Here is a 12,925-nt window from a genome sequence, read left to right on the forward strand (position 1 = left end):
GCACGGCGGAGAGGCAGCACGGTGCCCCGCCGGATCCCGGGGGGCACCGTGCTGTTCGGGGTGTCGTCAGTTCTGGCCGGGCGGCAGGGTGCCGGTCGCCGTGCCGGTCGCCCTGCCGGAGGCCGAGGCGGTGCCGGTCGCGGTGGCCGAGCCGGACGCGGCCGGGGTGCCGGTCGGCGTCCCCGTGGGCGTCCCCGTCGGCGTGCTGCTCGGCGGGTCGGTCGGCGTCCCGGTGGGCGTGCCCGTCGGCGTTCCGGTCGGCGTCCCCGTGGGAGTGCCCGTGGGCGTGCCCGTCGGCGTCCCCGTGGGGGTGCCGGTCGGCGTGCCGGTGGGTGTCCCGGTCGGGGTACCGGTGGGGGTTCCCGTCGGCGTCCCCGTGACGGGGTCGGTCGGGGTTCCCGTCGGAGTGCCGGTCGGCGTGCCGGTGCCGTCCGGGGCAGGCGTGCCGGGAGCCGGCGTGCCCGGGGCCGGAGCGGTGCCGGGCACCGGGGCGTCGGTCGGCGCTCCCGGCACCGGAGCGACGGGCACCTGGTTGAGCGGGCTCGGCGCGATCGCGGTGACGGAGTCCCAGCCGGCCGGCAGGTCCGGCACCTTCCAGGCGCCGCCCGCCTCGTCGGCCGCGCCGTCCGGGTCGGGACGGACGGCGCCGAGGATCGGGTTGCCCCCGATCGGCGCCACCTTGACGACCGAACCCGGCCGGGGCGCGTGGACGACCAGGCCGCCGCCGATGTACATCCCGACGTGTGTGGCGCCCCCGAAGTAGATGATCAGGTCGCCGGCGCGCAGCTGGTTGAGCGGGATGTGCTGGAGCCGGGCCCACTGCTCCTGGCTGGTGCGCGGGATCGGCCTGCCGGCGTGCAGCCAGGCCTGCGAGGTGAGGCCGGAGCAGTCGAAGACGTCCGGTCCGGCGCCGCCCCAGACGTACGGCTTGCCCAGCTGGGCGAGCGCGTAGGCGACCGCGCCCCGGCCGGCCTGCGAGGGGGTGCGCTCGCCCTGGCCGAGCACGCCGGAGGCGAGGAAGGCGATCTGGGCCTCGTCGGCCTTGGCCTTCTCCAGCTTCTCCAGGTCGGCCCGCTGGGCGCCGGTGAGCGAGGCGACCAGCTGCTCGACGGAGGCGAGGTCGGCGGCCATCTTGGCCTTCGCCGTGTCCTGCTGGGTGACCAGGGTCTGCGAGTTCGCCAGCGCTTCCTCGTTCTGCTTCTGCAGTCCGGTGAGCGCGTCGCGGTCGACGGTCAGCTTGTTGAGGAACTCGGACTGGGAGCGGCTGGCCGCGGTCAGCAGCTCGGCGATGGTGACGGCCTCGTACGGGTCCTTGGAGAGCAGCAGCTCGGCGTAGGCGGAGACGGCGCCGTTGCGGTACTGGGCGGCGGCGAGCTGGGCGGCGACGTCGGTGCCGGCGTCGACCTGCTTCTGCTGGCGCTCCAGCTTGCCCTTGAGCTCGGTGAGCGCGGCCTGCTGTTCGGCGACCTTGGCCACCGAGGCGTTGTACTGCTCGGTGGCGGCCTCGGCGCCCTGGTAGAGCGCGTGCAGCTGGTCGAGGAGCGGGCCCAGGGTGGCCCTCGCCTCGGCGAGCGGGTCGGCGCCGGGGTCGGCCCCCGGGACGGTCGGGCCGGTGGTGCCGGGAACCGGCGGCGCGGGGTCGGCGTAGGCCGGTCCGGCCAGCGGCAGGGCGAGCGCGGCGGCCGCGAGGACGGCTCCGCAGCGCAGGGCGGCCCGCACCCAGGGTCGTGTGCCGGTCGACGGGCGTGTGCCTGTCCGCTCCGTGTGCTGCCCAGCCCCGCCCATGGGTCTCGCCCTCCCCGCCCACCTGCCCGTACTCCGGGGTCCCCGGATCCCCGCTGATCCTGCCATGTGTTACTCGCGGGAAACAGACCGCACCCGTACGGCCCGGTGAATTCTACGAGCAGGCTGTGAGACAGCTCTCAACAAAACGGGTGAAGTGGGCGTTTCTCCGCGAATGTCCAGCTCAGGACAGTGGCCGACACGCCCCGGCAAGGCTGTGGCAACCCCGCCGACACTGTCGGAACCATGAGTCCGACGCCAGTTCACCTTCCGTTCATCAAGCGTCCCTAGCGTCGCGCACGACACCAACGTCAGTGCGACAACTACGACGATTGTTTGGGTATGGAACACATCTCGTTCCTGGTGGCCGTTGTGATCATCACGGCGCTCGCCTTCGATTTCACCAACGGCTTCCACGACACCGCCAACGCGATGGCCACCTCCATCGCGACGGGAGCCCTTCGGCCCAAGGTCGCGGTCACCATCGCGGCCGTCCTCAACTTCGCGGGTGCGTTCCTCTCCGTGAAGGTCGCCACCACCATCTCGGGCGGCATCGTCAACGAGAAGGCCGGCATCCATCCGGAGATCATCTTCGCCGCCCTGGTCGGTGCCATCCTCTGGAACCTGCTGACGTGGCTGCGCGGCCTCCCGTCGAGCTCGTCGCACGCCCTCTACGGCGGCCTGATCGGCGCCACCGTCGTCGGCGTCGGTGTCAACGGCGTCAACTTCGACACCGTCGTGTCCAAGATCCTCATCCCCGCCGTCGCCTCCCCGCTGGTCGCCGGCCTGGCCTCCTGGGGCGCCACCAAGCTGGCGTTCGCGATCACCCGCAAGAGCAACGGCGGGACGGTCAACAAGGGCTTCAAGACCGGCCAGATCTTCTCCTCCTCGCTGATCTCGCTGGCTCACGGCACCAACGACGCCCAGAAGACGATGGGCATCATCACCCTGACCCTGGTCTCGGTCGGCGCCCTGCCGAAGGGCGCGCTGCCCCCCACCTGGGTCATCATCTCGGCCGGTGCAGCCATCGCGATCGGCACGTACATGGGCGGCTGGCGGATCATCCGCTCGATGGGCAAGGGCCTCGCGGACATCACCCCGCCGCAGGGCTTCGCCTCCGAGTCGGCCGCCGCGACCGTCATCCTCACCTCGTCGCACATGGGCTTCGGCCTCTCCACCACCCAGGTCTGCTCCGGCGGCATCATGGGCGCCGGTCTGGGCGGGCCGAAGGGCCAACTGCGCTGGAGCCTGGTCCGCCGCATGGTCTACACCTGGGGCCTGACCCTGCCCGCCGCCGCCACGGTGGCCGGCCTCGCGGCCTTCCTCGCCGAGCAGGGCACCTGGGGCGTCGTCCTGGTCGGCGCCGTGCTGGTCGCCGGCTCGGGCGCGATGTGGATCGTCTCCCGCCGCCAGCCGGTCGGCGCGGACAACGTCAACGAGGTCCACGACGTCACCCCGGTCGAGGTGGACCCGGCCACCGCGCCCCCCACCCCGACCCCCGCCTCGACCACGGTCGCGGCCTGACCGCCGCAGGCTGAGGAGCACAGCACCATGCACATCAAGTGGAACGCCCTGGCCCAGACCGCCGGCTTCAGCTTCGGCATCACGGTCGCCGTGGTCACCGTCTTCGCGCTCGGCATCCTGGCGCTGTCGCGTCACGAGGCCGCGCTCACCGCGCGCCGCGAGGCGGCCGGCCCGGGCACCTCGGTGTCCGGCAGCCGGCTGGCCCTGGCCGGCGCGTACGCCTGCTTCGCCGTCTGCGGCGCGGCCGTCCTCTACGGGCTGACGCTGATCGCCGGCCGGTAGCCGCCACGCCCACGGGCGCCGAGTACCCGACACAGGCACCGGCACCGGCACACGGGCACGCACGCACACGGCAGGAGGGCCGGGAGTGGATCACCACTCCCGGCCCTCCCGCCTTTCCCCGCCCCCGGCGCCCGTTCCCGGTGGCCGGACCCGGTTGACCGGACCCGGTTGACCGGACCCGCGGGCTCGACCCCGGAGCCGCCCCGGCCGGAGCGGCCCACGCGGGTCCGCACTCACTCCCGGCCGGTCCGCAGCACGGTCTCGCGGATGAACAGCACCGTGACGAAGGCCAGCAGCGCGAACGGCGCCGCGACCAGGAAGACCACGCCCACACCGTGCCCGAAGGCGTCGGTCACCAGCGGGACGAGCGGGGCGGGCAGCTTGTGCAGGTCCGGAATGCCGCCGCCGAGCGCACCGCCGCCCGCCGGGACGTGCGCGGCGGCCAGGTTCTCCGTCAGGTAGTGGCCGACCCGGTTGTTCATCAGCGCGCCGAGTGCGGAGACGCCCATCGCGCCGCCCATGGTGCGGAAGAAGGTGACCACCGAGCTGGCCGCGCCGAGCTCGCTGCGCGGCACGGTGTTCTGCACCGCGAGGACGAGGTTCTGCATGGTGAGCCCGAGGCCGATCCCGGTGATCGCCATGTAGAGGGAGAGCAGGCCGTAGTCGGTGTCGGCCCGGGCGGTGCCGAGCAGGCCGAAGCCGACGGCCAGCAGCAGGGTGCCGGCGACCAGGTAGGCCTTCCACTTGCCGTACTTGGTGATGAGCTTGCCCGCGACCGTGGAGGAGACGGCCAGGCCGAGGATCATCGGCAGGGTCATCAGACCGGCGATGGTCGGGGACTTCTCCCGGGCCAGCTGGAAGTACTGGCTGAGGAAGGTGGTCGCGCCGTACATCCCGATGCCGACCAGGACGCTGGCCAGCGCGGACAGGACGACGGTCCGGTACCGGAACAGGCTCGGCGGGATGATCGGCTCGGCGGCCCGGCGCTCGACCACGACGGCGAGCGCGCCCAGCAGCAGTCCGCCACCGACCATGACCACGGTCTGCCAGGACAGCCAGGCGTAGTTCTTGCCGGCCAGCGTGATCCAGATCATCAGCAGGCTGACGGCGGCGGTGATGACCAGCGCGCCGAGGTAGTCGATCTTCACCTTGCGCCTGACCACCGGCAGCTTGAGAGTGCGCTGCAGCACCAGGATCGCGGCCAGCGCGAACGGGATGCCGACGTAGAAGCACCAGCGCCAGCCCAGCCAGGAGGTGTCGACGATGATGCCGCCGATCAGCGGGCCGCCGATGGTGGCCAGCGCGAAGACGGCGCCGAAGTAGCCGCTGTACCGGCCGCGCTCGCGCGGCGGGACCATCGCCGCCAGGCAGATCTGGGCCAGCGCCGTGACGCCGCCGGCGCCGATGCCCTGGAGGGCGCGGCAGGCGATCAGCTGGCCGGTGTTCTGGGAGAACCCGGCCAGTGCGGAGGAGGCGATGTAGATCACCAGGGCGATCTGCAGCAGCAGCTTCTTGCTGGCGAGGTCGGACAGCTTGCCCCAGATCGGGGTGGACGCGGTGAGGGTGAGCAGGGTCGCGGTGATCACCCAGGTGTAGGCGGACTGGCCGCCGTGCAGGTCGGTCAGGATCCGCGGCAGGGCGTTGGAGACGACGGTCGACGAGAGCACGGCCACGAAGAGACCGAGCAGCAGGCCGGAGAGCGCCTCCATCACCTGCCGGTGCGTCATCGGTTGGTCGGTGGTGGCGGCGACTCCGGTCGAGGCGGGGGCGGTGACGGTCATCGAGGTCCTTAAATTCGTTGCCTGACACAACCATAAGGGGGTTGGTTGACTTGGGCAACATTCGTCAAGGGCAAGTAAAGCCCGGGCCGACCACTCGGCCCGGGCCTCGATCCCGGTGACGCCTCCTCGCGGCGCCTCCCCGCTACGCCTCCTCGCCGCGCCCGCCCGCCACGCCCGACGGGGCGGCCGACGCCACGCCCGACGCCACGCCCGACGGGGCGAGCGACGGGACGGCCGCCTCGCCGACCACGTCGTTGAAGCGGTGCAGCAACTCGGCGAACCGGGCCACCTCCTCCGACGACCAGCCGGCCATCAGCTCCCTGACCCGCCCCATCCGGGCGTCCCGGGCCGCCAGGTACCGCCGCCGGCCGTCCTCGGTGAGCGAGACCAGCGCCGAGCGGCGGTCCAGCGGGTCCGCCACCCTGGCGACCAGACCCAGCTCCTCCAGGGCGCGGATCTGCCGGCTGACCGTGGCCTTGCCCACGGCGAAGTGCACGCCGACGTCCGTCACCCGCACCCGGCCGGCCTGTTCGATGTAGCCGAGCATGCTGTACGCCATGCCCTCCAGCTGCGGATGGACCCGCCGGGAGAGCTCCGCCACCCGCGCCCGGCCCCGCCGGAAGAGCACCCCGACCTCGCGCTCCACCGCCAGCAGTGGTTCCTCGTCCTCGTTCGCCGCAGTCACCGCGCCAGTATCGCGCAGCACGAGAACGCCGGACCCGGCGCGGGAGAAACGTCAACGAAACTAGTTCATGCTATTAAGTATCCGGTTTCCCCCGATACGCAAGGAGATGTCGATGACCGCCCCAGGGCAGGGACCAGGGCAGGCCACGGCACCGGAGCAGGCATCACCGCCGGCACCGGGGCAGGGCTTCGCCGCCGAACTGAAGGGCGCGGTCACCCCGCGTGCGGCACTGCTGGTGATCGCCGTGCTCCTCCTCCAGCTCGGCTTCATCACGTCGTACGTCGGGGCGCTCCACCACCCGACCCCGCACGAGCTGTCGATCGCGGTGGTGGCCCCGCCGCAGGTGGCCCCCCAGCTGGTGGAAGGACTGGAGTCCGTCCCGGACGAGGCCGTGAAGGCCGTCACGGCGCCGGACGCGGCCACCGCCACCGAGCAGCTCAAGGACCAGAAGATCTACGCCGCGCTGGTGGTGAACCCGGCCTCCACCGAGGACGTGCTGCTGGTCGCCAACGCACGCGGGCCGTCCGCGGCCCGGGCCGCCGAGAGCATCGTCACCGGCCTGGAGAAGTCCCAGGGCCGGACGGTCAAGGTCGAGGACGTCGTCCCGCTGGCCAAGGGGGACGCCAACGGCCTCTCCTCCTTCTACCTGGTGATCGGCTGGTGCGTCGGCGGCTACCTGGTCGCCTCGATCCTCGGCGTCAGCGCCGGGGCGAAGCCCGCCAACGCCAACCGGGCGGTGATCCGGCTCGGCACCCTGGCCCTGTACTCGGTCGCGGCCGGCATCGGCGGTGCGATCATCGTCCAGTCGGTGCTGGACGCGCTGCCGGGCTCGTTCTGGGGCCTGTCGGCGGTCGGCGCGCTGGTGGTCTTCTCGGTCGGCGCGGTCACCATGGCGCTCCAGTGCCTGTTCGACATCATCGGCATCGGGATCGCGGTCCTGCTCTTCGTGGTGCTCGGCAACCCGAGCGCCGGCGGGGTCTTCCCCCCGCCGATGATGCCGACGTTCTGGCGGGCGATCGGTGCCTGGTTCCCGAACGGCGCCGGGACGGACGCGGCCCGCTCGATCGCCTACTTCGGCGGCTCCGGCCTCGCCGTACCGCTGGTGGTCCTGCTGGTGTGGGCGGCGGTCGGCGTCGCCGTCACCTTCGCCGCCGTACTCCGCCGGCCGGGGCACCTCACCCGCACGCTGACCACGGGCTGACGCAGTCGGCGACCGGCGCCGGTCGCCGGGCGGCCTCAGTCCTCCGGCCGCCCGGGGTCGGCGATCACCGACCGGACCACGCCGACCGCGGCCCCCAGCAGGGGGCCGCGGCGGCCCAGCCGGGAGACCGTCAGCCGCTCGTCCGTCCAGGGGCGGACGGTCACCCGGGCGGCCAGCTCGGCCCTCATCGCCGGCACCAGCCAGGGCGCCAGCTGCGCGTAGCCACCGCCCAGCACCACCTCCGCCGGGTCGAGCAGGTTGACCGCACCCGCCGAGGCGATGCCCAGCGCGGCGCCCGCCCCGGCCAGCGCCGCCACCACCTCCTCGTCCCCCGCGGCGGCGCGCTCGGCGAGCAGCGCCACCCAGTCGCCGCGGATCCCCTCCAGACCGGCCTGGCGCATCACCGCCGCCTCCCCCGCGTACTGCTCCAGGCAGCCGGTCGCCCCGCAGGCGCAGCGCGGCCCGTCCGGGTGGACGGGGACGTGGCCCAGCTCGCCCGCGTAGCCGCGCACCCCGCGCAGCAGCCGGCCGCCGACCACGATCGCCGAGCCGACACCGGCCTCGGCCGAGACGTGCAGGAAGTGTTCCGGCCCGCCGCCCAGCCAGAGTTCGGCGAGCCCGCCGAGGTTGGCCTCGTTGTCGGCCAGGATCGGCAGCTCGGCCAGTTCGTCGGCGTTGGCGGCGCGCAGTGCGAGCCGCAGCTCGGCGGTGACCGGGACGTCCCGCCAACCGAGGTTGGCGGCCCGTTGGAGCATCGCCCCGTCGCCGCCGACCAGTCCGGGCACGGCCAGGGTCAGCCCGGCCGGGCGCAGTCCGGCGTCGGCGGCGGCGCGGCGGAGCAGCTCGGCCAGGTCGGCCATGACGGCGGCGGGATGCCGGCCCCGGTTGCGGATCTCCTGCCGTCGCCAGGCCCGGACCTCGCCGCGCAGGTCGACCACGCAGGCGCCCAGGTGCTCCACGCCGATCTCGGCGCCGAGGCCCCCGGGGCCGTCCGGGTGGAGGCCGAGCGCCGTGCCGGGCCGGCCGACCTTGCCGCTGGGGGCCGACGGGCCCTCCTCGACCACCAGGCCGGCCGCGATCAGCTCCTCGGCGAGCGAGGAGACGGCCGCCCTGGTCAGCCCGGTGTCGGCGGCGACCTCGGCCCGGGAACGCGGGGCGCGCGCGATGACCCCGAGCACCAGCGCCAGGTTGGCCCGGCGCATGCCCTGCTGGCTGGCGGGCCCTGACCGGAGACCGTCCGTCTCGCGCATCGCCATCACCCCGATCGGCTTCCGCAGACTCGTTTGCAGCGTAGCCCGGTTTCGCCGACCGCTCCCGGCCGGTCGGGGGCCGGTCGACGGGCCGGCCGGAGGAGCCGCCGCGGGCCGGACGCGGGGGCCTGCCGTCAGGGTTGCTCCACCCGGGTGGAGGCGGGCTCGGCGAGCCGGAACACCCACCGCTGCATGGCCCAGAACCGGAAGAGCATCGCCACGAAGGTGCCCAGGACCATCCCGCTGAGGAAGTCGGCCAGTTCCTGGGCGAAGGGGCTGACCCAGGGCTCCCGCAGGTTCAGCATGTACCGCGAGACGATCAGCGGGACGTCGTTGACGGCGATCGCCGCCACGCTGACCAGGAAGTAGAGCAGTGCCTCGCGCTGCCGGCCGTTCGCCCGGAAGGCCCACCGGCGGTTGAACACGTAGGAGACGACGGTGGCCACCACGGTCGCCACGGTGAGGGCCACCACCGGCTTGTGCGCCAGCAGGGTGAGCCGCAGCGAGTAGTTGATCACCACGGTCAGGGCGAAGCACCCGCTGCCGACCAGCAGGAACTTCACCAGCCTCCGGTGCCGGAGCAGGACCGGGCGCAGCCCGGCCGGCACCCGGGCCAGGACGCGCTGCGTGGGGGACGCCATCTCCGCAGTCTGGCACGGGGCCCGCCGCCGTTCCCGCCGGAACCCGTCCGCCGTCCGGGCACGCCGGTGGCCCGGCGGAGGAGTACTCCGCCGGGCCTGTCCCGGGGCCGTTCGGGCCCTGCCCGGGGCCGTCGGCGCCCCGCCGGTGGCCGCCCGGCGCCGCCTCAGGCGGCCGCGACCAGCACCTCGGCCGGCTCCAGGGCCAGCCTCAGCACCTCCCGGACGTCCGAGACCGGGTGGACGGTGAGCCGCTCCAGCACCTCGGCCGGGACGTCGTCCAGGTCGGCCTCGTTCCGCCGGGGGATGATCACCGTGGTGACGCCGGCCCGGTCGGCGGCGAGCAGCTTCTGCTTCACCCCGCCGATCGGCAGCACCCGCCCGGTCAGCGACACCTCACCGGTCATCGCCACGTCGGTGCGCACCTTGCGGCCGGAGAGCAGCGAGGCCAGCGCCGTGGTCATGGTGATGCCGGCACTCGGACCGTCCTTGGGCACGGCCCCGGCCGGGACGTGCAGGTGCACGCCGCGGTCGCGCAGCGAGGTGACCGGCAGCTCCAGTTCGGCTCCGCGCGAGCGCAGGTAGGAGAGCGCGATGTGGGCGGACTCCTTCATGACGTCGCCCAGCTGGCCGGTCAGGGTCAGCCCGGTGCCGCCGGTCTCGGCGTCCGCGAGCGAGGCCTCGATGTAGAGGACGTCGCCGCCGGCGCCGGTGACCGCCAGGCCGGTCGCCACCCCGGGGACGGCGGTGCGCCGCTCGGCCGGCTCCTGGGCGGCCTCCGGGACGTGGTGCGGGCGGCCGATCAGGGCGCGCAGGTCGTCGGCGCCGATCCTGACGGGCAGCTCGCGCTCGCCCAGCTCGCTCTGTGCGGCGATCTTGCGCAGCACCCGGGCGATCGAGCGTTCGAGGGTCCGGACGCCGGCCTCGCGGGTGTACTCGCCGGCCAGCCGGCGCAGTGCGGTCTCGTCGACGGTGACCTCCTCGTCCCGGAGGCCGGCCCGCTCCAGCTGACGCGGGAGCAGGTGGTCACGGGCGATGACGACCTTCTCGTCCTCGGTGTAGCCGTCGAGCCGGACGAGTTCCATCCGGTCGAGCAGCGGCTCGGGGATGGCCTCCAGCACGTTGGCGGTGGCGAGGAAGACGACGTCGGAGAGGTCCAGCTCGACCTCCAGGTAGTGGTCCCGGAAGGTGTGGTTCTGGGCCGGGTCGAGCACCTCCAGCAGGGCGGCGGCCGGGTCGCCCCGGTAGTCGGAGCCGACCTTGTCGATCTCGTCGAGCAGGACGACCGGGTTCATCGAGCCGGCCTCCTTGATGGCGCGGACCAGCCGCCCGGGCAGCGCGCCGACGTAGGTGCGCCGGTGGCCGCGGATCTCCGCCTCGTCCCGGATACCGCCGAGCGAGACCCGCACGAAGCTGCGGCCCATCGCCCGGGCCACCGACTCGCCGAGCGAGGTCTTGCCGACGCCGGGCGGGCCGACCAGCGCGAGCACCGCCCCGCCGGCCCGTCGCCCTCCGCCGCCCTTCCCGGGCAGCGCGCCGTCCCGCCGCTCCTTGCCGTCGCCGCCGGCACCGGCACCGACGTCGGCACCGACCGGCCCGAGCCCCTGCTCGGCCCGGCGCTTGCGGACCGCGAGGTACTCGACGATGCGGTCCTTCACGTCGGCCAGGCCGGCGTGGTCGGCGTCCAGCACCGCGCGGGCGCCGACGATGTCGTAGGCGTCCTCGGTCCGCTCGTTCCAGGGCAGCTCCAGGACGGTGTCCAGCCAGGTGCGGATCCAGGAGCCCTCCGGCGACTGGTCGCTCGCCCGCTCCAGCTTGTCGACCTCCTTGAGCGCGGCCTCGCGCACCTTCTCCGGGAGGCCCGCAGCCTCGACCCGGGCGCGGTAGTCGTCCTCCTCGTCGGCCGGGTCGCCGTTCAGCTCGGCCAGCTCCTTGCGGACGGCCTCCAGCTGGCGGCGGAGCAGGAACTCCTTCTGCTGCTTGGCCACGCCCTCCTCGACGTCCTTGCGGATGGTGTCGTTGACCTCCTCCTCGGCGAGGTGGTCGCGGAGCAGACCGAGCGCGTACTCCAGTCGGGCGACCTGGTCGGCCTCCAGCAGCACCTTGAGCTTCTGCTCGGCGGTGACGAAGGGCGCGTAGCCGATGTTGTCGGCGAGCTCGCCGACGTCCTCGATGGCGGCGACCCGGTCGACGATCTGCCAGGCGCCGCGCTTGCGCAGCCACTGGGTGGAGAGGTTCTTGTAGTCCCTGACCAGCTCGGCGGCCCGCCCGGCCACGGGGGTGCCGGCCGAGGACTCGCGGAACGGCGTGGTCTCGACCCAGAGCGCGGCGCCGGGCCCGGTGGTGCCGACGCCGATCCGCACCCGCCGCACCGCGCGGACCAGCGCGGCCGGGTCGCCGTCCGCCAGTCGGCCGACCTGCTCGACGGTGGCGAGGGTGCCGGCGGCCGCGTACGAGCCGTCCACCCTCGGGACGAGCAGGACCTGGGGCTTGCCCGTCCCGGCCGCGGCGCGGGCGGCCTCGACGGCGGCGCGGACCTCGGTGTCCTTCAGGTCCAGCGGGACGACCATGCCCGGGAGCACGACCTCGTCGTCGAGCGGCAGCACGGGCAGGGTGAGCGGTGTGGACGTCGATGCCATGATCTCTCCCCAGTCAGCGAACTTGAGTCGACCTGACTAAGGATCTGCGGGCGCCGGATGTTCCCCGCCAGTTGTTCGCCGTGAGCGAACGCGGAGTCGGCGCAGGGAGCGCGCGCGGGGGCTGTCAAAAAGACGCGTCCCGGGGTGGCCGCGCCGTCGGCCGGGCGCCGTCGGCCGGGGGCGCCGGCCCGAAGGACGGCCGGAAGGACGGAGACGGACGGAGACGGACGGCCGTGGGCTGCACCCGGAGGAACTCGATCGGAAAGCGGCACCGGAACGACACCGGAGCGGTACCGGAGCCACACCACCGGGAGGCGGCCACCGCCGCCGAAGCCGCCGGGCGACGGCCGGCCGGGCGCCTACAGCCGGTCCAGCACCGCGGTCCGGCCGCGCGCGGTCACCGGCGCCGGCACCCCGGCGGCCGGCGCGACCGCCCGGCCGCGCCCCGGCCCGCGGCCGTCCCAGCGGCGCAGCCAGCGCCACAGCGCCACCCCGGCCAGCAGCGCCACCGGGTGCCCGACGCCGGTGACCAGGTCGCGGTCGGTCGCGATCTGCTCGGCGATCAGCACGCCGGCCAGACCCAGGCCGAACACCCGGCCGGGCAGGGGGAGCAGCCCGGCCAGTGCGCCGAGGCTGGCCAGCACGCCGTAGCTGACCCCGATGTCCAGGTGGTCGAGCGCCGCGGCCTCCAGTCGCCCGGTCTCCACCGCGGTGATCACCACGGCCTGGGAGAGCAGGGTGGCCGTGACGTGCCCGGCCGCGAAGACCACCGCGGCGCGGACCGCCCCGACCCGGCGTTCCAGTGGCGCGACGGTCAGGGCGAAGGCCCACAGGTAGGGCATCCAGACCGTGCCGGCCACCCAGAAGCCGCTGAGCAGGAGCGCGCGCAGCGGATGGTGCAACAGGTTGTGCCCGTCCGAGCTGGACGCCTCCTGGAGGCGGGCCACCAGTTCCGGATCGGCGAGCATCGCGAACGTGGTGGTGGCGCCGACCACGGCGAGGTAGCCGAGCGCGAAGGGGTTGCGCCGGGGGGTCGGCACCCGGGCCAGCACCCAGGCGAGCGGGCCGGCCCGCAGCCCGTGGCGGAGCATCCCGTACGGCGGCCCGCCCTGCCCGGCGCCGATCCGTCGCCCCGTCATGCCG

General features: G+C 74.0%; 10 protein-coding genes. 3 read left to right on the top strand and 7 right to left on the bottom strand.

What is annotated here, in order from left to right; genetic code table 11:
• Positions 1 to 66: 66 nt before the first annotated feature.
• Positions 67 to 1,719, bottom strand: coding sequence for an NlpC/P60 family protein (locus tag PUR61_RS32410; protein ID WP_329883069.1), 1,653 nt, complete (start codon positions 1,717 to 1,719; stop codon positions 67 to 69).
• Positions 1,720 to 2,124: 405 nt separating this feature from the next.
• On the opposite strand from PUR61_RS32410, the gene PUR61_RS32415 reads away from it, so the two are divergent.
• Together PUR61_RS32415 and PUR61_RS32420 are read left to right on the top strand one after the other, a co-directional pair.
• Positions 2,125 to 3,306: an inorganic phosphate transporter gene (locus tag PUR61_RS32415; RefSeq protein ID WP_329883070.1), complete on the top strand. Its 1,182-nt coding sequence runs from the start codon at positions 2,125 to 2,127 to the stop codon at positions 3,304 to 3,306.
• Positions 3,307 to 3,333: 27 nt separating this feature from the next.
• Complete coding sequence (locus PUR61_RS32420) at positions 3,334 to 3,588, top strand: hypothetical protein (protein ID WP_329883071.1); 255 nt, start codon at positions 3,334 to 3,336, stop codon at positions 3,586 to 3,588.
• Between the two features lie 233 nt (positions 3,589 to 3,821).
• On the opposite strand, the gene PUR61_RS32425 is transcribed toward PUR61_RS32420, so the two are convergent.
• Complete coding sequence (locus PUR61_RS32425; RefSeq protein WP_329883072.1) at positions 3,822 to 5,369, bottom strand: MDR family MFS transporter; 1,548 nt, start codon at positions 5,367 to 5,369, stop codon at positions 3,822 to 3,824.
• Positions 5,370 to 5,511: 142 nt separating this feature from the next.
• A complete protein-coding gene (locus tag PUR61_RS32430) occupies positions 5,512 to 6,054 on the bottom strand; it encodes a MarR family winged helix-turn-helix transcriptional regulator (RefSeq protein WP_329883073.1) in 543 nt (180 codons plus the stop codon).
• Positions 6,055 to 6,166: 112 nt separating this feature from the next.
• Here PUR61_RS32430 and PUR61_RS32435 point away from each other — a divergent pair, with 112 nt between their 5' ends.
• Positions 6,167 to 7,255 carry an ABC transporter permease gene (locus PUR61_RS32435; RefSeq protein ID WP_329883074.1) on the top strand — a complete coding sequence of 363 codons (1,089 nt, stop codon included), beginning with the start codon at positions 6,167 to 6,169 and terminating at the stop codon, positions 7,253 to 7,255.
• Between the two features lie 35 nt (positions 7,256 to 7,290).
• Here the strand turns inward: PUR61_RS32435 and PUR61_RS32440 are convergent, their stop codons facing one another.
• From PUR61_RS32440 to PUR61_RS32455, 4 genes are all read right to left on the bottom strand, one after another.
• Complete coding sequence (locus tag PUR61_RS32440; protein ID WP_329883075.1) at positions 7,291 to 8,505, bottom strand: ROK family transcriptional regulator; 1,215 nt, start codon at positions 8,503 to 8,505, stop codon at positions 7,291 to 7,293.
• 134 nt (positions 8,506 to 8,639) lie between these two features.
• The gene (locus PUR61_RS32445) at positions 8,640 to 9,146 is read right to left on the bottom strand and encodes a GtrA family protein (protein WP_329883076.1); all 507 of its coding nucleotides are present in this window, start codon (positions 9,144 to 9,146) and stop codon (positions 8,640 to 8,642) included.
• Positions 9,147 to 9,310: 164 nt separating this feature from the next.
• The gene (gene lon, locus PUR61_RS32450) at positions 9,311 to 11,782 is read right to left on the bottom strand and encodes an endopeptidase La (protein WP_329883077.1); all 2,472 of its coding nucleotides are present in this window, start codon (positions 11,780 to 11,782) and stop codon (positions 9,311 to 9,313) included.
• A 359-nt stretch (positions 11,783 to 12,141) separates the two neighbouring features.
• Positions 12,142 to 12,921, bottom strand: coding sequence for a rhomboid-like protein (locus PUR61_RS32455; RefSeq protein WP_329883078.1), 780 nt, complete (start codon positions 12,919 to 12,921; stop codon positions 12,142 to 12,144).
• Positions 12,922 to 12,925: the final 4 nt, after the last annotated feature.

Source organism: Streptomyces sp. BE20 (assembly GCF_036322525.1).
GTDB lineage: Bacteria > Actinomycetota > Actinomycetes > Streptomycetales > Streptomycetaceae > Kitasatospora.